At 69.4% G+C, this 22,092-nt stretch carries 26 protein-coding genes and 1 pseudogene; 20 read left to right on the top strand and 7 right to left on the bottom strand.

Annotated features, from left to right (window positions below):
• Window positions 1–94: 94 nt before the first annotated feature.
• The gene (locus FG385_RS29095; protein WP_139100000.1) at window positions 95–505 is read right to left on the bottom strand and encodes a GtrA domain-containing protein; all 411 of its coding nucleotides are present in this window, start codon (window positions 503–505) and stop codon (window positions 95–97) included.
• 231 nt (window positions 506–736) lie between these two features.
• Here FG385_RS29095 and FG385_RS29090 point away from each other — a divergent pair, with 231 nt between their 5' ends.
• Window positions 737–1,045, top strand: a complete 309-nt coding sequence (locus FG385_RS29090) for a HesB/IscA family protein (protein ID WP_139099999.1) — start codon at window positions 737–739, stop codon at window positions 1,043–1,045.
• Window positions 1,046–1,089: 44 nt separating this feature from the next.
• Here the strand turns inward: FG385_RS29090 and FG385_RS29085 are convergent, their stop codons facing one another.
• Complete coding sequence (locus FG385_RS29085; RefSeq protein ID WP_327436864.1) at window positions 1,090–1,773, bottom strand: HAD family hydrolase; 684 nt, start codon at window positions 1,771–1,773, stop codon at window positions 1,090–1,092.
• Window positions 1,774–1,798: 25 nt separating this feature from the next.
• A complete protein-coding gene (locus FG385_RS29080; protein WP_139099997.1) occupies window positions 1,799–2,716 on the bottom strand; it encodes a 2-hydroxyacid dehydrogenase in 918 nt (305 codons plus the stop codon).
• Between the two features lie 84 nt (window positions 2,717–2,800).
• Here FG385_RS29080 and FG385_RS29075 point away from each other — a divergent pair, with 84 nt between their 5' ends.
• The 14 genes and pseudogenes from FG385_RS29075 to FG385_RS34505 all read left to right on the top strand — a co-directional run bounded on the left by FG385_RS29075 (window position 2,801) and on the right by FG385_RS34505 (window position 12,740).
• Window positions 2,801–3,619 (top strand): CoA transferase subunit A, encoded by an 819-nt coding sequence (locus FG385_RS29075; protein ID WP_139099996.1) that lies wholly within the window; start codon window positions 2,801–2,803, stop codon window positions 3,617–3,619.
• A gap of 38 nt (window positions 3,620–3,657) precedes the next feature.
• Complete coding sequence (locus FG385_RS29070) at window positions 3,658–4,422, top strand: CoA-transferase subunit beta (protein WP_139100006.1); 765 nt, start codon at window positions 3,658–3,660, stop codon at window positions 4,420–4,422.
• Window positions 4,422–5,597 (top strand): thiolase family protein, encoded by a 1,176-nt coding sequence (locus FG385_RS29065; RefSeq protein WP_139099995.1) that lies wholly within the window; start codon window positions 4,422–4,424, stop codon window positions 5,595–5,597. The genes FG385_RS29070 and FG385_RS29065 overlap by 1 nt, the downstream gene beginning before the upstream one ends.
• A 13-nt stretch (window positions 5,598–5,610) precedes the next feature.
• A complete protein-coding gene (pcaH, locus tag FG385_RS29060) occupies window positions 5,611–6,348 on the top strand; it encodes a protocatechuate 3,4-dioxygenase subunit beta (protein ID WP_139099994.1) in 738 nt (245 codons plus the stop codon).
• A 73-nt stretch (window positions 6,349–6,421) separates the two neighbouring features.
• The gene (pcaG, locus tag FG385_RS29055; protein WP_139099993.1) at window positions 6,422–6,952 is read left to right on the top strand and encodes a protocatechuate 3,4-dioxygenase subunit alpha; all 531 of its coding nucleotides are present in this window, start codon (window positions 6,422–6,424) and stop codon (window positions 6,950–6,952) included.
• Complete coding sequence (locus FG385_RS29050) at window positions 6,945–8,270, top strand: lyase family protein (RefSeq protein WP_139099992.1); 1,326 nt, start codon at window positions 6,945–6,947, stop codon at window positions 8,268–8,270. The genes pcaG and FG385_RS29050 overlap by 8 nt, the downstream gene beginning before the upstream one ends.
• A gap of 46 nt (window positions 8,271–8,316) precedes the next feature.
• On the top strand, window positions 8,317–9,087 hold the full coding sequence (pcaD, locus tag FG385_RS29045; RefSeq protein ID WP_139099991.1) for a 3-oxoadipate enol-lactonase: 771 nt from the start codon (window positions 8,317–8,319) through the stop codon (window positions 9,085–9,087).
• Window positions 9,084–9,467 carry a 4-carboxymuconolactone decarboxylase gene (gene pcaC, locus FG385_RS29040; RefSeq protein WP_139099990.1) on the top strand — a complete coding sequence of 128 codons (384 nt, stop codon included), beginning with the start codon at window positions 9,084–9,086 and terminating at the stop codon, window positions 9,465–9,467. Before pcaD ends, pcaC begins: the two co-directional genes overlap by 4 nt.
• A 4-nt stretch (window positions 9,468–9,471) precedes the next feature.
• The gene (locus tag FG385_RS29035) at window positions 9,472–10,260 is read left to right on the top strand and encodes an IclR family transcriptional regulator domain-containing protein (protein WP_139099989.1); all 789 of its coding nucleotides are present in this window, start codon (window positions 9,472–9,474) and stop codon (window positions 10,258–10,260) included.
• On the top strand, window positions 10,253–10,828 hold the full coding sequence (locus tag FG385_RS29030; RefSeq protein ID WP_139099988.1) for a nucleotidyltransferase family protein: 576 nt from the start codon (window positions 10,253–10,255) through the stop codon (window positions 10,826–10,828). The genes FG385_RS29035 and FG385_RS29030 overlap by 8 nt, the downstream gene beginning before the upstream one ends.
• A complete protein-coding gene (locus FG385_RS29025; protein ID WP_139100005.1) occupies window positions 10,828–11,694 on the top strand; it encodes an AAA family ATPase in 867 nt (288 codons plus the stop codon). The genes FG385_RS29030 and FG385_RS29025 overlap by 1 nt, the downstream gene beginning before the upstream one ends.
• Window positions 11,695–11,718: 24 nt before the next feature.
• Complete coding sequence (locus FG385_RS29020; protein ID WP_139099987.1) at window positions 11,719–12,084, top strand: hypothetical protein; 366 nt, start codon at window positions 11,719–11,721, stop codon at window positions 12,082–12,084.
• Between the two features lie 319 nt (window positions 12,085–12,403).
• Window positions 12,404–12,577: pseudogene (locus FG385_RS35735) on the top strand (SDR family oxidoreductase); the annotation flags it as partial.
• 16 nt (window positions 12,578–12,593) lie between these two features.
• Window positions 12,594–12,740 carry a hypothetical protein gene (locus FG385_RS34505; protein ID WP_200834710.1) on the top strand — a complete coding sequence of 49 codons (147 nt, stop codon included), beginning with the start codon at window positions 12,594–12,596 and terminating at the stop codon, window positions 12,738–12,740.
• Here FG385_RS34505 and FG385_RS29010 read toward each other — a convergent pair.
• From FG385_RS29010 to FG385_RS28995, 4 genes are read right to left on the bottom strand one after another with little or no spacing between them, the layout of a single operon-like run.
• Entirely contained in the window at window positions 12,737–13,483 is a 747-nt protein-coding gene (locus tag FG385_RS29010) for an ESX secretion-associated protein EspG (RefSeq protein WP_139099986.1), read from the bottom strand. The two genes, FG385_RS34505 and FG385_RS29010, sit on opposite strands and share 4 nt — an antisense overlap.
• Window positions 13,484–13,485: 2 nt before the next feature.
• Window positions 13,486–14,736, bottom strand: coding sequence for a hypothetical protein (locus FG385_RS29005; RefSeq protein ID WP_139099985.1), 1,251 nt, complete (start codon window positions 14,734–14,736; stop codon window positions 13,486–13,488).
• 9 nt (window positions 14,737–14,745) lie between these two features.
• Window positions 14,746–15,366, bottom strand: a complete 621-nt coding sequence (locus tag FG385_RS29000) for a DUF3558 domain-containing protein (RefSeq protein WP_139099984.1) — start codon at window positions 15,364–15,366, stop codon at window positions 14,746–14,748.
• Window positions 15,363–15,788 (bottom strand): hypothetical protein, encoded by a 426-nt coding sequence (locus tag FG385_RS28995; RefSeq protein ID WP_139099983.1) that lies wholly within the window; start codon window positions 15,786–15,788, stop codon window positions 15,363–15,365. Before FG385_RS28995 ends, FG385_RS29000 begins: the two co-directional genes overlap by 4 nt.
• Window positions 15,789–15,869: 81 nt before the next feature.
• Between FG385_RS28995 and FG385_RS28990 the strand changes: the two genes are divergently transcribed.
• The 5 genes from FG385_RS28990 (at window position 15,870) to FG385_RS28970 (ending at window position 22,048) form a co-directional block, all read left to right on the top strand.
• A complete protein-coding gene (locus tag FG385_RS28990) occupies window positions 15,870–16,979 on the top strand; it encodes a vWA domain-containing protein (RefSeq protein ID WP_139099982.1) in 1,110 nt (369 codons plus the stop codon).
• Window positions 16,972–18,087, top strand: a complete 1,116-nt coding sequence (locus FG385_RS28985; RefSeq protein WP_139099981.1) for an XdhC family protein — start codon at window positions 16,972–16,974, stop codon at window positions 18,085–18,087. The genes FG385_RS28990 and FG385_RS28985 overlap by 8 nt, the downstream gene beginning before the upstream one ends.
• Before the next feature lie 205 nt (window positions 18,088–18,292).
• Window positions 18,293–18,823, top strand: coding sequence for a (2Fe-2S)-binding protein (locus FG385_RS28980; RefSeq protein ID WP_139099980.1), 531 nt, complete (start codon window positions 18,293–18,295; stop codon window positions 18,821–18,823).
• A gap of 1 nt (window position 18,824) precedes the next feature.
• Entirely contained in the window at window positions 18,825–21,197 is a 2,373-nt protein-coding gene (locus FG385_RS28975; RefSeq protein ID WP_139099979.1) for a xanthine dehydrogenase family protein molybdopterin-binding subunit, read from the top strand.
• Window positions 21,194–22,048: an FAD binding domain-containing protein gene (locus FG385_RS28970; RefSeq protein WP_139099978.1), complete on the top strand. Its 855-nt coding sequence runs from the start codon at window positions 21,194–21,196 to the stop codon at window positions 22,046–22,048. The genes FG385_RS28975 and FG385_RS28970 overlap by 4 nt, the downstream gene beginning before the upstream one ends.
• Window positions 22,049–22,092: the final 44 nt, after the last annotated feature.

The raw sequence follows: 22,092 nt of genomic DNA, 5'->3' as shown, positions 1-22,092 counted from the left end.
GACACCGCAGCGGACAAACCCACCGACCCTACGGGCAAACACAGCAACGTAAACCGGACAGGATCACACGACACTAGCGTGTGGTGAAAACCCACTAGCGAAGGACTACGAACCGTAAGACTCCACCCGCCGTACTAGCGACGGCGAGCGTCACCGCTTCGAGTGACGCGGACGGTGAGCCGACGATCGCCTGGAGCACGATCAGGACGAGCGATCCGTAGCTCGCGTAGAACGCGAAAGTGCCGAGCGACTGCAGGTGCAGTTTCGCCGCGGAGGTCCGCATCCGCGAGAATGTGACCCTGCGGTGGAATTCGGTGTTCGCGACCGTCGTCAACGCGATCGCGACGACGTTCGCGGCGACCGACGCGATGAACGGGCGCGCGGCCAGGAAGATCAGTTCCTGCAGCCCCGTGGTCACCACGCCCGCCGTGACGTACCAGACCACCGGATGCGAAGAGGTGAGCCGGCGCCGCGCCCGCTCCCCGATCCACTGCGCGGTGGTCATGGCATCAACTTACCTGCCCTCAGCAACTTCTTGCACGGTACAACCGAGTGACGTTGATCTCGGGGTTCCGCGACGCCACACGTCCCGACGAATTGGAGTGATTTCAGTCACAGTGGTGATGAACTGGGGAAACGACGGGTTTCCGGCCCGGCCGCCGGAGCCACCCGGCGTGAGCAGGCCGGGCCCTCTACGGTCGGGCTACGAGCGCACGTAACTGAAGGGAAGAACACCATGCTCGCTTTGACCGATGCCGCCGCCGAGGCGATCAGCGCGCTGACCGCTCAGGAAGGCAAGCAGGAGACCGGTGGGCTGCGCTTCGCCGTGCAGACCCAGCAGGAGGCAGGCGCGCAGTTGGCGCTGTCCGTGGCCGAGCAGCCGGAGGCCGGTGACCAGGTCCTGGGCACGGACGCGGGGGCCCGGGTGTTTCTGGAGCCGCAGGCCGCCCAGTTCCTCGACGACAAGGTCCTCGACGTCCAGCAGGACGATCAGGGCCAGCTCAACTTCGCCGTGATGCCCTCTTCCGAGGCGTCCGGCGCGTAGCGAAAAGGCGTGGCAGGACGGCGCCCGGGAGCCGGCCTGCCACGTCAGAAGTGGGCGAGCAGTTCGGGAAAGCGCGATAGGTGCAGGACCCGGTCATCGGCCGGGTCGACCACGTCGTGCTCGAGGACCCACGTGCTCTCGTTCGGGATGAACACGGCGCCCAGCCCCGCTTGCCGGGCCGGCACGATGTCCGACTTCGGTGAGTTGCCGATCATCCACGCGCGCTCGGGGTGCAGCGAGTGCTCGTCTACCAGTTGCCGGTACGTGTCGGTGTGCTTCTCGCGCACGATGTGCACGCTGCCGAAATGGTGGTCGAGCCCGGACGCGTCGATCTTCCGTTGCTGCTCGGTCTGCTCGCCCTTCGTCAGCAACAGCAGGTCGTGCCGTGAGGCGAGTTCGCCGAGCGTCTCGGCGACGCCGGGGATCAGTTCGATCTCGTGGTTGATCAGCTGATCGGCGAGCTCGAGGATCTGGCCGCGCTCCTGCTCGGTCGCCGGGCGCTCGCGCAGGCGCGCCACGCAATCGTGCAGGCTGCGCAGGAACACCGCGGTGCCGTAGCCGTGCGTGGCCGCGTTCGCGCGTTCGATGTCGTCGAGGATCGCGCGCAGTTCGGCGCGGTCCAGCGTGGGGTGCGCGAGCCAGTCGAGGTAGTCGTTGATGACGCGCTCGAAGACGACGTTGTTCTCCCAGAGCGTGTCGTCCGCGTCGAAGATGAGGGTCTGTCGCACGCCAAAAATTGTACTGTCGTACCACTCAGCGGTGTACCGGATTCGGCGGCTCCTTGCCGGCGAGCACCGCGGTGATGTTCTCAGCGGCGAGCAAGGCCATCTGGGTTCGCGTCTCCACGGTCGCGGAACCGAGATGGGGGGTCAGTACGACGTTGTCCAGGTCCAGCAGGCGCGGTTCGACCGCGGGTTCGCGTTCGAACACATCCAGCGCCGCCCCGGCGATCTCGCGGGCGAGCAGCGCGTCGGCGAGCGCGGACTCGTCGACCACCGGTCCCCGGGTGGTGTTGATCAGGATCGCGCTCGGTTTCATCAGTTTCAGTGCGGCGGCGTCGATCAGATGACGCGTCTCGGCGGTGAGCGGGCAGTGCAGGGAGACGACGTCGGCCTGCCGCAAGAGCTCTTCCTTCGGATCCGACCGTCCACTGTAGACAACGTGCATGCCGAACGCCTCGGCCCGCTTCGCCATCGCCTGCCCGATCTGGCCCGGTCCGACGATGCCCAGCGTCTTGGCCTGAAGGCCGGTGCCGAGCATGAACCCGAGGTGGAAGGACCACGGCTGCCGCGCGCGCAGCAGGCGGTCGCCCTCCGCGATCCGCCGCGTGAGCGCGAGCAGGAGGCCGAACGCGAGATCCGCGGTCGCGTCGGTGAGGACGCCCGGCGTGTTCGTGACCAGGACGCCCCGGCCGGTCAGCGCGGGTACGTCGATGTTGTCGTAGCCCACCGCCACGTTCGCGACCACACGGAGGCCCGGTCCGGCGGCTTCGGCGACGGACGCGTCGATGCGGTCGTGCAGCATGCTCACGATCGCGTCCGCGCCCGCGACGGCCTTCCGCAGTTCGCCGGGTTCGAGCGCCCTGTCCTCCTCTGGCATCCAGACCTTGCCCGCCGCCCGCAGTTCGACCAGCGCCGCCTCGGGTATCCGCCTCGTGACCACGATCCGCATGGCTCCACCTTCCCTTGCGTGACCCCGGGCCAACAAGTACGTTCTTATCGAGAACTTTTGTGCGGATTGCGAACGGAGTATTTCGTGGCTGAGATACTTTCCCTGCGTGACGCCGTCGCGCGGCTGGTGCACGACGGGGACACCGTCGCGCTCGAAGGGTTCACGCACCTCATCCCGCATGCGGCTGGGCAGGAGATCATCCGCCAGCGGCGGAGGGAGCTGACCCTGGTGCGGATGACCCCCGACATCGTGTACGACCAGCTCATCGGCGCCGGCTGCGCGCGCAAGCTGATCTTCTCGTGGGGCGGGAACCCGGGGGTCGGCTCGCTGCACCGCTTCCGTGACGCGGTGCAGAACTCCTGGCCGGGGCCGCTGGAGATCGAGGAACACAGCCACGCCGGGATGGCCAACCGGTACGTGGCCGGCGCGTCCGGCCTCCCGTTCGCCGTGCTGCGCGGCTACTCCGGCACCGACCTGCCGGCGCACACCGACACGATCAAGCAGATCACCTGCCCGTTCACGGGTGAGCGGCTCGCGGCGGTCTCCGCGATCAACCCGGACGTCTCGATCATCCACGCGCAGCGCGCCGACCGCGCCGGCAACGTGCAGATCTGGGGGCTCGTCGGCGTGCAGAAGGAAGCGGTGCTCGCCGCGAAGCGCAGCCTCGTCACGGTCGAGGAGGTCGTGGACGAGCTGGATCCCGTGCCGGGGCAGATGATGTTGCCGTCGTGGGCGGTGACCGCGGTCGCCGAGGCGCCGCGCGGCGCGCATCCGTCCTACGCCCAGGGCTACTACGACCGCGACAACGAATACTACGAGTATTGGGATTCCATTGGCCGGAATCGGGACTCGTTCCAGGCCTGGCTTGACGAGAAGGTGTTCGCCATGGAGGGAGCCAAGTGACCGCGACGACCGATGAGCGGACTTACACATCCGACGAGATGATGTCGATCGCCGCCGCGCGCGCACTCGGCCGCCGACGTACTTTTCCCCGCGGAGGCGAAACCCAACACCGCGAGCAGCGGTGCTTCGTCGGCATCGGCCTGCCCTCCACCGCGGCCAATCTCGCGCGCCGCACGCACGCGCCGGATCTGGTGCTCATCTACGAATCCGGCACGCTCGGCTCGAAGCCGGGCCGCCTGCCCGCGTCGATCGGCGACGGCATCCTCGCCGAGACCGCGGACGCGGTGATCAGCGTGCCCGAGGTGTTCAACTACTGGCTGCAGCCCGGCCGGATCGACGTCGGTTTCCTCGGCGCCGCGCAGCTGGACAAGTTCGGCAACATCAACACGACGGTCATCGGCGAGGACTACGCGCATCCGAAGGTGCGGCTGCCGGGTGCCGGTGGCGCGCCGGAGATCGCGGCCTCCTGCCATGAGGTGTACATCGTGGTGCGGCAGACCAGGCGCAGTTTCGTCGACAGGGTCGACTTCATCACGTCGTTCGGCCACGGCACCGGCAAGGGGGACCGCGAGAAGCTCGGCCTGCGGGGCGCCGGGCCGACGCTGGTGATCACCGACCTCGGCGTGTTCCGGCCCGATCCGGAGACGGCCGAGTTGGTGCTGACCGAGGTCCACGAGGGCGTGACCGTCGAGCAGGTGCGCGAGGCGACGGGCTGGGATCTGAAGGTGTCCCCAGACCTGTCCACCACGACCCCGCCCAGCGAAGCCGAGCTGGCGACGCTGCGCGAACTGAAGGCGGCGTGATGGCCGACGCATTCGTTCTCGACGCGATCCGCACCCCGTTCGGCCGCTACGGTGGCGCGCTGGCGAAGGTCCGCCCCGACGATCTGGCCGCGCATGTGCTGCGCGAGCTGGCTTCCCGCAGCGGCCTCGATCCGTCCACTGTGGACGAGGTCGTGCTCGGCGACGCCAACCAGGCCGGCGAGGACAACCGCAACGTGGCCAGGATGGCGGCCCTGCTCGCCGGCTGGCCGACCAGCGTGCCCGGCAGCACCGTCAACCGCCTCTGCGGCTCCGGGCTCGACGCGGTGATGCAGGCCAGCCGGACCATTGCGACCGGGGACGCCTCGCTCGTCGTCGCCGGTGGCGTCGAGTCGATGACCCGTGCGCCGATGATCCTGCTGAAGCCGGAAAAGCCTTACGCGGCAACGAACCAGACACTGCATTCGAGCACGCTCGGCTGGCGCATGGTCAACCCGGAGATGCCGGAGCAGTGGACCGTCTCCCTCGGTGAGAGCACCGAGCGGCTGGCCGGGCGGTACGGCATCGCCCGCGAGGCGCAGGACGAGTTCGCGCTGCGCAGCCATCTCAACGCGGCCAAGGCCTGGGACGCCGGCTTCTACGACGATCACGTGATTCCGGTGCCCGGCACCGAGCTCACCAGGGACGAGGGCATCCGCCCGGACTCCACTTTGGACAAGCTGGCGAAGCTGAAGCCCGCGTTCCGCAAGGACGGCACTGTCACCGCCGGCAACGCCTCACCGCTCAACGACGGCGCGTCCGCGGTCCTGCTGGGTGACCAGAAGGCCGCCGACCGGCTCGGCAAGGCGCCGCTCGCGCGCATCGCGGGCCGTGGCGCCGCCGGGGTCGATCCCGACGTGTTCGGCATCGGCCCGGTCCGTGCCGCGGAGATCGCGCTGGAGCGGGCGGGGATCGGCTGGGAGGACCTCGCCGCGGTCGAGTTGAACGAGGCGTTCGCCGCGCAGTCGCTGGCCTGCCTGGCCGACTGGCCGAAGCTCGACCCGTCGATCGTGAACGTCAACGGCGGGGCCATCGCGATCGGCCACCCGCTCGGCGCCTCGGGCGGCCGCGTGCTCGGCGCGCTCGCCCACGAACTGCGGCGCCGCGGTGGCGGCTGGGGGCTCGCCGCGATCTGCATCGGTGTCGGACAAGGTTTGGCAGTCGTTCTCGAAGGGTGAAGGAGTACGGGCTATGGCAGCTCCTGCCAGTGACAAGTTGATCCTGCCGCGGTACCGGCGGGATCCCGAGGGCACGCATCCGCCGCTCGCGTCGCCGGGTTACGGCTCGACGAAGCTGCGGCACCCGAAGCAGCCGCTGGTCCTGCTGCCGCAGAAGCTCACCGAGGTGACCGGCCCGCTGCTGGGCCCCGGCCGGCTCGGCGAGCACGACAACGACCTGACGGTCCAGCACGACGGCGAGCCGCAGGGGCAGCGCATCATCGTGCACGGCAGGCTGCTCGACGGGGACGGCCGGCCCATCCCCGACTCGCTGATCGAGATCTGGCAGGCCAATGCCGGCGGCCGGTACCGGCACGTCAACGACAACTGGCCGTCCCCGATCGACCCGAACTTCACCGGCGCCGGGCGCACCGTCACCGACTCCGAAGGCCGGTACGAGTTCACCACGATCAAGCCCGGCGCGTACCCGTGGCGGAACCACGACAACGCCTGGCGCCCGGCGCATATCCACTTCTCGGTGTTCGGGCAGGCGTTCCCGCAGCGGCTGGTCACCCAGATGTACTTCCCGGACGATCCGCTGTTCTTCCAGGACCCGATCTTCAACTCGGTCCCGGACGAGAAGGCACGGCAGCGGATGATCTCGCGCTACGACCACGACCGGACGACCGACCACTGGGCGCTCGGCTTCGAGTGGGACATCGTGGTGCGTGGCCAGGAGCAGTCCGTTTTCGAAGACGAGGAGGACGAGTGAGCGATACTTTTGCCCTTCAGCGCTCGCTCGTCCGACTGGGTGCGGGTGTCCCGCAAGATACCGAGGAGGACGAGTGACGACGCCATCGCAGACCGTCGGTCCGTTCCTGGCGATCGGCCTGCCGTGGGAGGACGGGCCGACCGTCGTGCCCGAAGGCACCGCTGGCGCGGTGTGGATCCGCGGCACGGTCTACGACGGCGACGGCGACCCGATCCCGGACGCGCTGATCGAGACCTGGCAGGCGGACCCGGACGGCCGCTTCGATCACCCGGACGACCCGCGCGGGCGGGTGCCCGGATTCCGCGGGTTCGGCCGGTGCCCGACCGGCGACGACGGCACCTACCAGATCCTCACCCAGGTGCCCGGCGTGGTGCAGGGGCAGGCGCCGCATATCGATGTCTCGGTGTTCGCCCGCGGCCTGCTCGACCGGGTGGTCACCCGGATCTACTTCGCCGACGAGGCCGAAGCGAACGCCGCGGACGAGGTGCTGCGGTCGGTCCCCGAAAGCCGGCGGGGCACGCTCATCGCGGAGAAGGCCGCCGACGGTTACCGTTTCGACGTGCGCCTGCAGGGAGACGGCGAGACAGTATTTTTTGATGTCTGAACTGTTCGATCCGGTCCTGGCCGCGGGAGCCGTCCGCGACGAGGTGAGTGACGCCGCGTGGTTGCGAGCGTTGCTAGATGTCGAGGCGGCGCTAGCGGCGGCGGAGGCGGACGCCGGCCTGATCCCTCGTGAGCATGCCGACCGCATCGCGGAGGTGTGCCGCGAGGGCTACTTCGATGTGGCGGAGATCGGCGCGAAGGCGGTCGGCATCGGCAATCCCGCCGGTCCGCTCGTCCGCGAGCTCACCGCGCAGGCCGGCTCGGCCGGCCAGTACGTCCACTTCGGAGCGACCAGTCAGGACGTCATGGACAGCGCCGCCATGCTGCTGGCGAAGCGCGCGCTTGTCCCGCTGCTGGAGGACCTCGATGCGGCCGCGGACCAGGCCGCGCGCCTGGCCCGCGAGCACCGGGAAACCGTCCAGGCCGGGAGAAGCCTGTTACAGCAGGCGACGCCGGTGACCTTCGGGCTCACCGCGGCGGGCTGGCTGTCCGGTTTGGACGCCGCCGCGCACCGCCTGCGTGGCGTGCGCCTCGCCGCGCAGCTCGGCGGGGCGACCGGCACCCTCGCGTCGCTCGGTGAACGTGGGCCGCAGGTGCTCGCCGCGTTCAGCCGGCGGCTGGGGCTGGACGAACCCGTGTTGCCGTGGCATACCGAACGCAGCCGGATCGCGGAGCTCGCTACCGCGCTGGGCGAGCTGTCCGGCGTCGTCGGCGGGGTGAGCCGCACGATCACCCTGCTGGCGCAGACCGAAGTCGCGGAAGTCGCGGAAGTCGCGGAAGGCCGCGGCGGTTCGTCCACCATGCCGCACAAGCGGAACGCGATCGCCGCGATCGCGGCGCAGGCCGCGGCCCAGCAGGCGCCCGGACTGGTGAGCACGCTGCTGGGCGCGATGTCGCACGAGCTCCAGCGGGCGGCCGGTTCGTGGCACGCGGAATGGCGGCCGCTCACCGAACTCGTGCGCACCACGGGTTCCGCGATCTACTGGCTGCGCACGAGTTTCGAGCGTCTTCAGGTGGACCCGGAGCGGATGCGGGAGAACCTGGACGCGACCGGCGGCGCGATCCTGTCCGAACGTGTCACCACGGAGCTTGCCGCCGAGACCGGCCGGCTCGCCGCGCACGACGCGGTCACGGCCTGCGCCAAACGCGCGCTCGCGGGCGAAGGCGAGCTGGCGGATCTGCTCGCCGAGGATCCGTTGGCCGGCAAACATTTGACTCGCCAACGCATCGAGCAGCTGCTGGACCCGGCCGACTACCTTGGCAGTGCGCGGGTGTTCGTCGACCGCGTGCTGGCGGAAAGGGTGAGTAGTGAGCGTTGACGACCGAAGGGAGGAGACGCTCCAATTGACACAGCGCACTCGGTCCATGAGCATTGAGGTGCACCACGCTGTCGACGGCCCCGCCGATGGTCCGGCCGTCGTGCTGAGCAACTCCATCGGCAGCACGTTGCACATGTGGGACCCGCAGGTGAAACCGTTGGTGGACAACGGGTTCCGCGTGATCCGCTACGACACGCGCGGCCACGGACGCTCGCCGGTGCCGTCCGGCCCCTACGGCATCGACGACGTCGGCGAGGACGTGCTCGCGCTAATGGACCGGCTCGAGGTGCCGGCGGCGCATTTCGTCGGGCTGTCCCTCGGCGGGATGACCGGGATCTGGCTGGGGGAGAACGCCCCGGACCGCGTGCGCGATCTCGTACTGTGCTGCACCTCCGCGCAGCCCGGAAACACCCAGATGTGGCTCGACCGCGCCAAGACGGTGCGCGCCGAAGGCATGACGGAGATCGCCGCCGCCAGTATCCGGCGCTGGTTCACCCAGGACTGGATCGACGCGAACCCCGGGCAGGCGGCCACGATGCGCGAGATGACCGCCACCACGCCGGCGGAGGGCTACGCGGCCTGTTGCGAGCTGCTCGCCGATCTCGACCTCGTGCCCGCCCTGCCGAAGATCACCGCGCCGGCGCTGGTGATCTCGGCCGCCGAGGACAAGGCACTCCCGCCGGATCACGGCCGCGTCATCGCCGACGGTATTCACGGTGCGCGGTTCGAGGTCGTCGAGCACGCGGCACACCTGGGCAGTTACGAACAGGCCGGCCCGTTCACCCAGTTGATTCTCGAGCACCTGGAGGGCGCGTGAGCGACGAGATCTACGACGCCGGTATGAAGGTCCGCCGCGAGGTCCTCGGCGACGCCCATGTCGACCGCGCGGTCGCGAACACCACCGAGTTCACGAGCAAGTTCCAGGACTACATCACGCGCTCGGCGTGGGGGTCGGTCTGGACCCGTGAGGGGCTCGACCGCAAGACACGCAGCTGCATCACGCTCGCCGTGCTGACCGCTCTGCACTGCGAGAACGAGATCCCGATGCACGTCCGCGCGGCGATCACGAACGGCCTGTCCCCGGACGAGATCGGCGAGGTGCTGCTGCACACCGGCGTGTACGCGGGCGTCCCCGCGGCGAACGCGGCCTTCGCCCTCGCCCAGAAGACACTGTCGGAAATGGGCGAAGTAAGTTAGTCCCATGGAAGAGCGCGCGGCCCATCACGTGCAGTCGCTGGAACGCGGCCTGGCCGTGATCCGCGCCTTCAACGCGGGCGCGCCCGAGCTCACACTGTCCGATGTGGCCAGGGTGACCGGCTTGACCCGAGCCGCCGCGCGCCGGTTCCTGCTCACGCTCACCGATCTCGGGTACGTCCGCACGGACGGCAAGTACTTCTCGCTCACCGCGCGCGTTCTCGAACTCGGCTACTCGTTCCTGTCGAGCATGACCCTGCCCGAGGTCGCCCAGCCGCATCTGGAACAGCTCTCCGCCGAGGTGCGCGAGTCGAGTTCCGTTTCCGTGCTCGACGGCGCCGACATCGTGTACGTCGCGCGCGTCGCCGTCTCGCGGATCATGACCGTGACCATCAACGTCGGTACGCGTTTCCCCGCGCATGCCACGTCGATGGGGCATGTCCTGCTCGCCGGGCTGGATCGGGCCGCGTTCGAGCAGTACCTCGCGGAAGCGGCGCTGGACAGGCTGACCGCGCGCACCCTCACCGACCCGGAGGCGCTGCGAGCGCAACTCGACATCGTGCGCGAGCAGGGCTGGGCGCTGGTCGACCAGGAACTGGAAGAGGGCCTGCGCTCGGCCGCGGCGCCGATCCGTGACCGCCGCGGCAGCGTCGTCGCCGCGGTGAACGTGTCCACGCACGCGAGCCGGACCACGCGCGAATCGGTCCGGGACGAGATGCTCCCGCCGCTGCTCGCCGCCGCGAAACGGATCGAAGCCGACCTCGCCATCACGCCGGTCCAGGCGCGCCGTGGCTGAGTGCGCCGGGTTGCTGCTCGCCGCCGGGGCCGGCCGCCGGTTCGGGCGGCCGAAAGCGCTGGTCGAACTCGACGGGGAGCCGTTGCTGCGCAGGGCGTTGCGGGTGCTGACCGAAGGTGGTTGCGGGCCGGTCCGGGTGGTGCTCGGCGCGCGGGCCGAGGAGGCCAGGGCGCTGCTGCCGGATCCCTCGGTGGCGGTGTTCGCCGAGGACTGGGCGACCGGGATGGGCGCGTCGCTTCGCGCCGGGTTGCGTGCGCTGCCCGAGGCGGACGCCGTACTGGTGCACCTCGTCGATCTGCCCAAGGTGGACGCGCGGGTGATCGCCCGGCTCGCCGCGCTGGCCTCGCCGGAGGTCGTCGCCCGTGCCGCTTACGACGGTGTCCCCGGACATCCGGTGCTTTTCGGGCGGAAATGGTGGGAGGAGATCGCCGGGTCCGCCCGGGGTGATCGCGGCGCCCGCGACTGGCTCGCCACCCGCGACGACCTGCGGCTCGTCGAGTGCGCCGAGCTGGGCAGCGGCTTCGACGTCGACACGCCCGAGGATCTGCCCACTACTCTGGAACCGTGATGGTCACTTCACCGGAAGAACTGGCGACGACCCTCGAGAGTACGGGGTACCTCGCTGACGAAGGCGTAGCCACCGCCGCGTTCCTCGCGCTGAGTATGCAACGCCCGCTGTTCTGCGAGGGCGAGCCCGGAACGGGGAAGACTTCGCTCGCGATCGCGCTGTCCCAGTCGCTCAAGCTGCCACTCATCCGGTTGCAGTGCCATGAGGGCATCGACGCGGCGCAAGCGCTGTACGAATGGGATTTCCCGCGCCAACTGCTGCACCTGCGCGCGCTCGAAGCGGGCAGCGAGCGGCTCGACGTCGAGGCAGCCGAGCAGTCGCTCTACACCGAGCGTTTCCTGCTGGCCCGCCCGCTGCTGAAGGCGCTCACCACGGCCCCGTGCGTGCTGCTGGTCGACGAGATCGACCGCGCGGACGACGAGTTCGAGGCGTTCCTGCTGCAGTTGCTGGACGAGAACGCGGTGACCATCCCCGAGTTCGGCGAGGTGCGTGCCGAGCAGCCGCCGCTGGTGATCCTGACCTCCAACCGCACTCGCGAGGTGCACGACGCCCTCAAACGGCGGTGCCTGTACCACTGGCTCGAACACCCCGACCTTTCGCGCGAGGTCGCGATCCTGCGCAGGCGCATCCCGGGGGTCGGCGAGCGCCTGGCGACGCAGGTGGCCGTGGCCGTGCGGCGGCTGCGCGAGCTGGAGCTGCTGAAGCCGCCCGGCGTCGCGGAATCGCTGGACTGGGCGCAGGCGCTGCTGGCGCTCAACCGTGACGAACTGGACGTCGAGACGGCGGCCAAGACGCTCGGCGCGGTGCTCAAGTACACCGAGGACATGGAGCGGGTCCGCGCGAAGCTGGACGCGCTGCTGGCCTGAGCCGCCTCCCCGGAGACTCCCGCGATGTGCGTCGAGCGGCAGTCCGAAGTGGACCCGATGATCAAGGCAGGTGCGGTCAACGTGCCGACGGCCGGCGATTCGCCTGAGCTGCGGCAGGTGGCCGGGCCTCGGGTGCACATCCTGACGGCGATATGCCTCGGCCACCCCCGAGTTGGCGGGCGTGCTGATCCGGCCGGACGGCTTGGAGGCGCCGTCGCGCTGGTTCAGGGCGGCGGAGAGTTCACCGGCGGCCTCGCGCACGTAGCCGGAGAAGTTATCGGGTTGGTCGGTCCAGTGCTCGAACGCGGTCTGAAAGATGGCGGCGCCGACCTGCGCGAGCAGCTTCGCCCCGAAATTCGGTCGCGCCTCGTTGCCGCAGCGCGCCGGTGAGCGCTTCGGTGACGGCGGCGAATTTGGTCCGTTCGCGTTCCCGTAACTCAGGGCTGGACTTGATGACGTCACGGCGTTCGGGAGCGCGGACGACCTGTTCGCCGAGCATTTCGCCGATTTCAACTGCACCGAACGGGCCGGGCTGACCCGCCGCACCTTCCCGCTACCTCACGGACAAGCGGGATGTGCTGTTCGCGGGGACGATCGCATCGAGCGATGAGGAACGCCTCGACGGCGCGCTCGCGGAACTGCCGCGCGGCTGCGACGGCGTCGTGGTCGACACCGTCGAGAAGCGGACATCGCCGCCCTTTTCGAGCACGTGGGCGAACTGGACCACGTGGTCTACACGGCCGGGGATCCGGCGGATCAGCGTGCTCTCGCAGACCTTCCGCTGGAGGAGGCCCGGCGGCAGTTCGACGTCCGCTTGTGGGGTGTGGTCGGCGCCGCCAAGCATGCCGCGGCCCGTATCCGGCCGGGCGGCTCGATCGTCATGACGTCCAGGACGATCGGTGTCCGCCCCACGCCGGGTTCGGCGCTCGCGGCCGCTGGTGCCGGTGCGGCAGATCGCCGCGACGCACCTGTACCTGATGGAGAACCGCTTCGTCATCGGCACCGTGCTCACCGTCGACGGCGGCTTCACCCTGACCGGAAACTAGCCGGGCAGGGTCTGTTCGAGTTTCAGCAGATGCTCGACGAGGGCGCTGGGGTGGCCGGGCGCCAGGTAGATCTCGGCTTCGCTGCCGGCGCCGACGGCGTAGTTGAGGTAGCGGCCCCAGTCCGTGTCGGCGTAGTGCAGCGGTTGTTCGAGCCGGTGGTAGCGGTTGAGCTCGTCGCGGCGGGCGGCGTACAGCTCCCCGGTGCCGGTGACCGGGCGCTGCAGGACGTTCACGAGGTCGCGGATGTCCCAGCCGGGCATGCGATCCTCCCGGCCTGCCTCCTCGAGTTCGGCGACGCGGATCAGCAGCGGACGGCCGCCACCGGCGCGGGTGTCGGGCAACTCGGCCACCAGCGCGTCGGCGAGGCGCTCACGGTCGACGGGTTTGAGGGCGATCCCGTCGTCGACCCGGATGGCGACGACACCCTGAAGCCCGCGCGCCGCGGCGAGAATCCCGTAGGTGCGCTGCCCGTCGTGGACCCAGCCGTAGTACTCGAGCGAGGCGTTGGTCAGCAGCGGGAGCAGGTCGAGGAACTCGGCGTCGAGGCGGCCATGGCGATCAAGGAGGCCGGACTCCTGCAGCATGTCGCGCAGCCGTTGCTCGGCGGCGAGTTTCTCGGTGTCGGGGAGCCAGACCGGTTCGGGGCGCAGGACGAGGTGCAGCGAGCCCAGGTTCTCCCGCTCGACGGCGCCCGCGAGCGCGTCGAGGGGGAGGCTGAGGTAGTCGCTGCGGACGGCGGGCATACCTATTCGCCGATGACCGGTGGCGTCGCCCGGATGTCATTGCCGAAGATCGAGTCGGGGTCGGCTTCGAGGAGGTAGTCGGGCCGCTGGTGCTCCTGGTCCTCCTCGCCGCGCCCGCGCTGGCCCGCGGCGCCCATCGGCGCGCCGCTGGCCCCCCTGGCCCCGCTCCGGCCAGCTGCGGCTTCCTCGGCGGCCGCGGCATTGCCGAGATTGCCGGCGCCCGTGCTCTTCCCGCCGCCGAGCCGGTTGGCGCCCGCGGAACGGGCGCTCTCGCCGGCCGCGCCGCCACCACCGCGACGGCTGGTCTCCTCCGCGGAGCCGTAGAGGCGGTTGGCCGCGCTGTTGCCGCCGCGCCCCGCGCCGCCTGGGGTGTTGCCGCCGCTTGCGCCGCCGCGGTAGCTCGAGCCAGTGCGCTGGGTGTCGGAGCCGCCGGTACCGCCGGCGGGGCCCGGTACGTACGCGTTGCTGCCTGTTCCGCCCGGTACGCGGCCGCCCGACAGGTTCGGCGGCCGGCTCACCGGACCGATGTTCGGGCCGACCGGGGCGACGGAGGTCACCGGCCCGGTGGTGTTCAGCCTCGGCGGCGGGCTGACCGGCCCAGAGGCGGCCGGGCCGCCGGAGGACGGCGCCGGCACGGAGGTGGAGGTGTTGCCGACGTTGGTGTACTCGGACGTGAGATGCCCGCTCACCACGTTCGGGCTGGCGGGCTTGACGCTCACCGAGGTGCCGTCGGACTGGAGCGGTTGGTAGCTCATCGGGATGGTGGACTGGGTGGAGTTCGTGGCCGACGAGTACTGCTGCATCACGCGGACGTTCGTCTCGTTGGCGGCGTTGTGCTTGTCCATCCCGTCCTGGTACGACGTGATGTCGCTGACGGCCATCGAGGGTCCGACGACCGGGATGGCCGCCTTGAGGACCGTCGACCAGCCGCTGGGCTTCTGAGGCGCGGGCGGGACCGGCACGACCGAGCTTTTCGCGGTGCCCAGCGAACCGGTCTGGGCGTTCATCGCGTTGGTGGTCTCGTCGAGGGGGACGGAGGAATCCCCGAAGGCGACGGCGAGGGGCCCCGCACCGGCGCCGGCCGCGTCACCGGAAGCACCCGTCCAGGACTGGCTCATCCGCTTCTGCAGGGCGACGATCGCGGTCAGCTCGTCGCGATAACCGCGCGACAGGTCGTTGATCGAGTCGCCGATCGCCTGGAGGACCTCCGGTCTGCCGGCGGTGAAGTTGTCATAGATCTGCGTGCCGTCCATCGCTCCCCCTCAGGAACCCTGCAGCGTCTTGATCATAGCCTGAGCCAGCTGTTTCGCGGTATCACACGAGTCTTGGGCGCCGCTGTAACCGTCGGCGCTCGCGGTCAGGACCTGAGTATCGCTGATCGCGACCGAAAGATCACACTTACCCGAAGACCGCTCATCGACCATGTCGGCGAAGACCCCCTGATAACCGGACACCTCCGTCGGGTCGGCGTACGCGACCAGGCCCTTTTTGTAATTGTTGAAGATGGCGGTCAGCCCGGGAAAATTTGGGTCGGTGATCTTCCGCTGGATGTGGACCTGAATGCTTCTCGTTTTTGGTCCGCTGTAGTCATTCCAGGAGCACGCGTTCCCGGCGATGACCGCCTTGTCAGCGGCCGTCACCGTACCCGGCGCCGTATACCCGAGTGATTTCAGCAACGCGGCCGGTAGGAGGTCGCACGGCTTCGTACGGTAGGGCTCTGCGTCGAGTGCGGGCGGGGAGGACTGCGTGCCAGAAGTTGCTGGAGCGGGCGTACCCGTTCCAGCCGGCGCAGGCGCGCCAGGAGTGGAGCGTGAGCAGCCTGCGAGCGCGAGCGTGGCTCCGAACGCCAAACATGCCCCCAGGCGCAGGACAGTTCCCCTCACTGAGTGACGCCTCCAGCCGACTTGCGCACCGCGTCGGTGTTCTCGTCCTCGCCGGTTTGCTTCGCCCTCTTCGCCGCCTCAAGTTTTTGTATGTAGTTGTCGACGTAGTCGAGCATCGACTTGTGCTGGTCGCGCAGTTGACCGAGTGACTTTCCCCAGGTCCCCATGTATGCGATGGTCGAGTCATCATTAGCAGGGGTGTTGTAGACCGAGTTCACCATGAACTCCAGCGTGTCTCCCCGCTTCGCGATGCTCTGCTGCCGTTCCTTCCACGACGTCAGGATCGCGTCGATCTCCGCGACGCTTGGGAACTCGAACGCCCCCGACACGCTCTGCGCGGCGGACCCCACGTTCGCCCACGTCGACATGTCGCCGAAGACCTCTTGTGCGGCCTCCGTAGCCTGACCGATCGGCTCCAGCACTGTTGCCTCCCCGCTACTGGACGGTGACCGTCTGACGCACGAAGCCTAGCGGACGGTTCCCGCCAACGACGGCACAATGGAGTGGTGCACTCCGCTGACCCATTGCCCGCCCTCGTCGGTTTCGCGACCGCCTTGCGGGAGGCCGGGCTGCCCGCCGGACCCCAGCGCGTCCACACGTATCTCGAAGCGGTACAGAGCGTGGACCTGGCCGACATCAACAACCTCTACTGGGCCGGACGGGTGACACTGTGCGCCGACCCCGATGACCTTCCGCGCTACGACGACGCCTTCGCCCAGTGGTTCGCCGCCGAGCCGCCCGGGCCGAAGCCGGTCACGGTCGCCAAGGAGAAGAAGGCCCGGATGGCCGCGATGTCCGGCGAACCCGCCGGGGACGGCCAAGGCGAGCAGGAGGCCGACGAGCTGCGTGTCGCCGCGAGCGACACCGAGCTCCTCCGCCAGCGCGACCTCGCCGAACTCACTGCGGCCGAGCGCCGCCACCTGCGCGAGCTGCTCGCCACGCTCAAACCCCAGCCGCCCGTGCGCAAGTCCCAGCGGCAGCGCCCCGCCAAGAAGGGCGACCTCGACCCGGACCGCACGCTGCGTGCGATGCTCGCCGGCGGCGGGGAGCCCGTGAAACTGGCCCGCCGCAAGAAGACCACGCGGCCGCGGCGGATCGTGCTGCTGGTCGACGTGTCCGGGTCGATGAGCCCGTATGCCGACTCCCTGCTGCGCTTCGCACACGTTCTGGTCCGGAACGCGCCGCAGACCGAAGTCTTTACGCTCGGCACGAGGCTCACCCGCGTCTCCCGCCAGCTGCGCCAGCGCGATCCGGAACGGGCGATGCTCGGCGCCGGCGAGGCGGTCCCCGATTTCGCCGGCGGCACGCGCCTCGGCGAAACCCTCCGCGTCTTCCTCGACCGCTGGGGCCAGCGCGGGCTTGCCCGCCGTGCCGTCGTCGTGGTGTTCTCGGACGGTTGGGAGCGCGGCGATCCGGCTCTTCTGGGCGAGCAGCTGGCCAGAATGCGGAGATTGGCGCACTCTGTGCTCTGGGTGAACCCCCATGCGGGACGCGACGGTTACGCCCCGGTGCAATCGGGCATCGCGGCGGCGCTCCCGCACCTCGATCACCTGTTGGCCGGGCACAGCCTGGCCACACTGGAACGACTGCTGGTGGAGATACGCGATGCATGATGTACTGGACGAGCTCTACAAGCGCTGGGCCGAGGGCGAGGCGATCGGCCTCGGTACCGTCGTGTCCACGTTCTCCTCGGCGCCTCGCGCGCCCGGCGCCGCGATGCTCGTCGGCGCGGACGGGGAGGTCGTGGGCAGCGTGTCCGGCGGCTGCGTGGAAGGCGCGGTCTACGAGCTGGCGCAGGAGGTCGTCGCCGAGCGCAAACCGGTCCTGCAGCGCTACGGGGTCAGCGATGACGACGCCTTCGCGGTGGGCCTGACCTGCGGCGGGATCATCGACGTCTACGTCGAGCGGGTGGACAAGGACTCCATGCCCGAGCTCGAGGACGTCGTCGATTCCGTCCATAAAGGACAGCCGGTCGCGGTGGTGACCATGATCGAGCACGGTGACGCCGAGCGGGTCGGCCGTCACCTGATCGTCTGGCCGGACCGCACGAAGGGCACGCTCGGTACCCAGCGCATCGACGACGCGGTGATCGACGACGCGCGCGGCCTGCTCGCCACCGGCCGCACCGCCACCCTGCACTACGGCCTCGAGGGCGAGCGCCGCGGCGAAGGCATGTCGGTGTTCGTGAACACCTTCGAACCGCCGCCGCGGATGCTCGTGTTCGGCGCGATCGACTTCGCCGCCGCGATGGCCCGGATGGGTGGCTTTCTCGGGTTTCAGGTGACTGTTTGTGACGCCAGGCCGGTGTTCGCGACCGCGAGCCGGTTCCCGGGCGCGGACGAGGTGATCGTGGACTGGCCACATCGTTATCTCAAGGCCGAAGCCGAGGCCGGGCGGATCGACCGGCGCACGGTCCTCGCGGTGCTGACCCACGACCCGAAGTTCGACGTGCCGTTGCTGGAGGTCGCGCTCCGGCTCGACCTCGGGTACGTCGGTGCGATGGGCTCGCGGCGCACGCACGACGACCGGATGGCCCGGCTGCGCGAAGTCGGCATGACCGAAGAAGAACTCGCGCGGCTGTCTTCGCCGATCGGCCTGGATCTCGGCGCCCGCACGCCCGAAGAGACCGCGGTGTCCATCGCCGCGGAGATCATCGCGCGGCGGTGGGGCGGCGGCGGCCAGCGGCTCACCGAGCTGTCCGGGCGGATTCACGCGTCGTAGTTCCACATCTGGTTGATCGTTCGCAAGAATTTTGTCGGTCCGCCGCACAATCGATCTTCGCGGATTCGGGAGAAATCGAGGAATATCAGCGCGTTTGCGGAATGGCTCCAAAGAGGCCACCTGTTGAGGACTTGTCCCGTCGCGACATAAGTAGCAGGCTCCGGTGTGAAGCCGATCACCCAGCTCCCACCACTGGAGGGCCTCAATGCGTATCACCGTCACAGTCGACGGAACCGAGTACTCCGACGAGGTCGAACCCCGTACCTTGCTCGTGCACTATCTGCGGGAAACACTCGGGAAAGTCGGCACTGTCATCGGCTGCGACACCAGCAACTGCGGTGCGTGCACCGTCCACCTCAACGGGCACAGCGTGAAGTCCTGCTCGGTGCTCGCGGTGCAGGCGGACGGTTGCGAGATCACGACGATCGAAGGGCTCGCGCGCGACGGGCAGCTCCATCCCGTGCAGCAGGCCTTTCACGACAACCACGCGCTGCAATGCGGGTACTGCACGCCCGGCATGATCATGCAATCGATCGATCTACTCGCCGACAACCCGGATCCGGACGAGAAGGCGGTCCGTGAAGGGCTCGAAGGAAACCTGTGCCGGTGCACGGGTTACCAGAACATCGTCCGCGCGGTGCGCGATGCCGCGCACCATATGAGTCCCGGCGCCGGCCCGGAGGCCGAGCGGGTCTCCGAAGACGTGCGCGCGCCGAGCGCGATCGGAGGCGAGTGAGGTGACCGCCACGATCGAACCCGAGGTCGGCAAGGCTCGCACCCGGAAAGAGGACGGGCGGCTGATCACCGGCCGCACCCGCTGGACCGACAACATGACGCTGCCCGGCCTGCTGCATCTGGCTGTCCTGCGCAGCCCGCTGGCGCACGCCAGGATCAACAGCATCGACACGTCCGCGGCGAAGGAGAAGCCCGGCGTCGTGGCCGTGTACACGGCGACCGATCTCGACCCCGGGGGCAGCATCGGCATGCCGTGCGCCTGGCCGATCACCCCGGACATGAAGACGCCCCGGCGCCCGGTGCTCGCGGCCGACCAGGTCAACTTCGCCGGTGAAGGTGTCGCGGTCGTCGTCGCACGCAGCAAGGCCCAGGCCCTCGACGCGCTCGAAGCGATCGAGGTCGACTACGAGGACCTGCCCGTCGTGCTGGGCCTGGAGAACGCGCTGGCCGAGGGTGCGCCGCTGGTCCACGAGGAGCTGGGCACCAACCGCAACGCCCTGTGGGTGTTCGACTCGGGCGAAGCGGGCTCGGGCGGCAACGCCGAGGAAGCCATCTCCAGCGCGGAAATCGTCGTCAAGCGGCGGTTCCGGCAGCAGCGGCTGATCCCGGCGTTCATGGAGCCGCGCTCGTGCGTGGTGGACCCGACCGGCGCGCAGATCGTCATGTGGTCGGCGACCCAGATCCCGCACATCCTCAAGACGATGGCGGCGCTGACACTCGGGATCCCCGAGCACAAGCTGCGCGTGATCGCCCCGGACGTCGGTGGCGGGTTCGGCGGCAAGATCGGTGTCCTGCCCGAGGAGACGATGGCACTGCTGGTGGCCCAGAAACTGGGCAAACCGGTGAAGTGGACGGAAACCCGCTCGGAGTGCATGCAGACCGCGCACCACGGCCGCGACCAGATCCAGGACATCACGATCTCGGCCAACCGCGACGGCACGGTGACCGGGCTCAAGGTCGAGCTGCTCGCCGACCTGGGCGCGTACAACGGCCTGGTGGGCCCCGGTGTGCCGATCCTCGGCGCGTTCATGTTCAACGCGATCTACAAGATCCCGGCCTACCATTTCGCCTGCACCAACGTGTTCACGAACACGACGCTCACCGACGCCTATCGCGGCGCCGGGCGGCCGGAGGCGACGTTCGCGATCGAGCGGATCATGGACGAGCTCGCCGCCGAGCTGGGCATGGACCCGATGCAGCTCCGCGAGAAGAACTGGATCAAGCACGAGGAGTTCCCGTACACCACGGTCTCGACGCTGACCTACGACTCGGGCAACTACGAGGCCGCGACCGAGAAGGCCATGCAGCTGTTCGACTACGAGGGCCTGCGGCGTGAGCAGCAGGAGCGGCGGGACCGCAACGATCCGGTCCAGCTCGGCATCGGCATCTCGACGTTCACCGAGATGTGCGGTCTCGCGCCGTCCCGGGTGCTCGGCTCGCTGGACTACGGTGCCGGTGGCTGGGAGTCGGCCTCGGTGCGGATGCTGCCGACCGGCAAGGTCGAGGTCGTCACGGGCGCGTCGGCGCACGGCCAGGGGCACGAGACGGCGTGGAGCCAGATCGTGGCCGACCAGCTCGGGGTGCCGTTCGAGGACGTCGAGGTGATCCACGGGGACACCCAGTCCTCGGCGAAGGGCCTGGACACCTACGGCTCGCGGTCGCTGGCCGTCGGCGGGATCGCGGTGGTCAAGGCGGCGGAGAAGGTCGTCGCGAAGGCTCGCACGATCGCCGCGCACCTGATGGAGTGTTCGCCGGACGACCTCGAGTTCGAGCGGGGCAAGTTCACCGTCCGCGGCACCGACAAGTCGACCACGATCCAGGACGTCGTGTTCGCGACGTTCATGGCGCACAACCTGCCCGACGGCGTCGAGCCCTCGCTGGACTCCGACGCGGTGTACGACCCGGAGAACTTCTCGTTCCCGCACGGCACGCACCTGTGCGCGGCCGAGGTGGACACCGAGACGGGCCGGGTGACGCTGCGGAAGTACGTCTGCGTCGACGACGTCGGCGCGGTGGTGAACCCGCTGATCGTGGAGGGCCAGGTGCACGGCGGGCTCGCTCAGGGCATCGCACAGGCGCTGTTCGAGGAGGCGACGTTCGACGAGGGCGGCACGCTGACGACGGGCACGTTCGTCGACTACCTGCTGCCCTCGGCGGCCGACCTGCCGAGCTTCACGACCGAGCGCACGGAGACGCCGTCCACGACGAACCCGCTGGGCGTCAAGGGAGTCGGTGAGGCGGGCACGATCGCCTCGACCCCGGCGGTGGTCAACGCCGTGATCGACGCGGTACGGCATATGGGCGTCAACGACATCGAGATGCCGTGCTCGCCGATGCGAGTGTGGTCCGCGATCCAAGCTGGAGGTGCCCAGTGATCCCCGCTGCCTTCGACTACGTCGCTCCGTCCACGGTGGATGAAGCGGTCCAGGCGCTTTCGAACGCCGGCGAGGACGCCAAGGTGCTGGCGGGCGGGCAGAGCCTGCTGCCGGTGCTGCGGATGCGGCTGGCGGCCCCGTCGACGATCGTCGACCTCGGCAAGATCGCCGAACTGCGCGGTGTCCGCGAAGAGGGTGCCTCGCTCGTGATCGGGGCCATGACCACGCACTACGACGTGCAGCGCGACCACCTGATCGCCGAGCACGCCGCGCTGCTGGCCAGGGCCACCGACACGGTGGCCGACCCCCAGGTGCGCCATCGCGGCACGTTCGGCGGTTCGCTCGCGCACGCCGACCCGGCCGGCGACCTGCTCGCCCCGGCGCTCGCGCTGGACGTCGAGATGGTCGTCGCCGGCATGGACGGGCGGCGCACGGTGCCCGCGGCCCAGTTCTTCCAGGACTTCTTCACGACGGCGCTCGCGCCCGACGAGATCCTGGTGGAGGTCCGCGTGCCCAAGCACACCGGGTGGCGCGCGCACTACGAGAAGTTCAACCGGGTCGCGCAGGCCTGGTCGATGGTGGCCGTCGGGGTCACGGTCCGGACCGAGGGCGACGTGATCGCCGAGGCGAGGGTCGCGCTGACCAACATGGCGGCGATCCCGGTGCGGGCCACCGCGGTCGAACAGGCGCTGGTCGGGCAGCCGGCGTCGGCGGAGAACATCCGCGCGGCGGCCGCCCATGCCGCGGAAGGGACGGACCCGACACCGGACGCCAACGCCGATGTCGCGTACCGCCAGCAACTGGCCCGCGTGCTCACCGGCCGCGCCGTCTCGGCGGCGGTGACCGCGTAGACAGTGTGGCGTGGAAAGCGCTCTCACGGCGTAAAGTGCCGTGA

This window comes from Amycolatopsis alkalitolerans (assembly GCF_006152065.1).
Classification (GTDB): domain Bacteria; phylum Actinomycetota; class Actinomycetes; order Mycobacteriales; family Pseudonocardiaceae; genus Amycolatopsis_E; species Amycolatopsis_E alkalitolerans.
This window is presented reverse-complemented; position numbering and strand designations above follow the sequence as displayed.

Excerpts from the sequence above, each read along its gene's own strand:
- FG385_RS29080 (WP_139099997.1), bottom strand. The coding sequence starts at position 2,716 with ATGCGGATCGTGGTCACGAGGCGGATACCCGAGGCGGCGCTGGTCGAA.
- FG385_RS29035 (WP_139099989.1), top strand. The coding sequence starts at position 9,472 with ATGGAAGAGCGCGCGGCCCATCACGTGCAGTCGCTGGAACGCGGCCTG.
- FG385_RS29090 (WP_139099999.1), top strand. The coding sequence starts at position 737 with ATGCTCGCTTTGACCGATGCCGCCGCCGAGGCGATCAGCGCGCTGACC.
- FG385_RS29070 (WP_139100006.1), top strand. The coding sequence starts at position 3,658 with ATGATGTCGATCGCCGCCGCGCGCGCACTCGGCCGCCGACGTACTTTT.
- pcaD (WP_139099991.1), top strand. The coding sequence starts at position 8,317 with ATGAGCATTGAGGTGCACCACGCTGTCGACGGCCCCGCCGATGGTCCG.
- FG385_RS29065 (WP_139099995.1), top strand. The coding sequence starts at position 4,422 with ATGGCCGACGCATTCGTTCTCGACGCGATCCGCACCCCGTTCGGCCGC.
- FG385_RS29095 (WP_139100000.1), bottom strand. The coding sequence starts at position 505 with ATGACCACCGCGCAGTGGATCGGGGAGCGGGCGCGGCGCCGGCTCACC.
- FG385_RS28985 (WP_139099981.1), top strand. The coding sequence starts at position 16,972 with ATGCATGATGTACTGGACGAGCTCTACAAGCGCTGGGCCGAGGGCGAG.
- FG385_RS29025 (WP_139100005.1), top strand. The coding sequence starts at position 10,828 with ATGGTCACTTCACCGGAAGAACTGGCGACGACCCTCGAGAGTACGGGG.
- pcaH (WP_139099994.1), top strand. The coding sequence starts at position 5,611 with ATGGCAGCTCCTGCCAGTGACAAGTTGATCCTGCCGCGGTACCGGCGG.
- FG385_RS29005 (WP_139099985.1), bottom strand. The coding sequence starts at position 14,736 with ATGGACGGCACGCAGATCTATGACAACTTCACCGCCGGCAGACCGGAG.
- FG385_RS29020 (WP_139099987.1), top strand. The coding sequence starts at position 11,719 with ATGTGCGTCGAGCGGCAGTCCGAAGTGGACCCGATGATCAAGGCAGGT.
- FG385_RS28980 (WP_139099980.1), top strand. The coding sequence starts at position 18,293 with ATGCGTATCACCGTCACAGTCGACGGAACCGAGTACTCCGACGAGGTC.
- FG385_RS29010 (WP_139099986.1), bottom strand. The coding sequence starts at position 13,483 with ATGCCCGCCGTCCGCAGCGACTACCTCAGCCTCCCCCTCGACGCGCTC.
- FG385_RS29050 (WP_139099992.1), top strand. The coding sequence starts at position 6,945 with ATGTCTGAACTGTTCGATCCGGTCCTGGCCGCGGGAGCCGTCCGCGAC.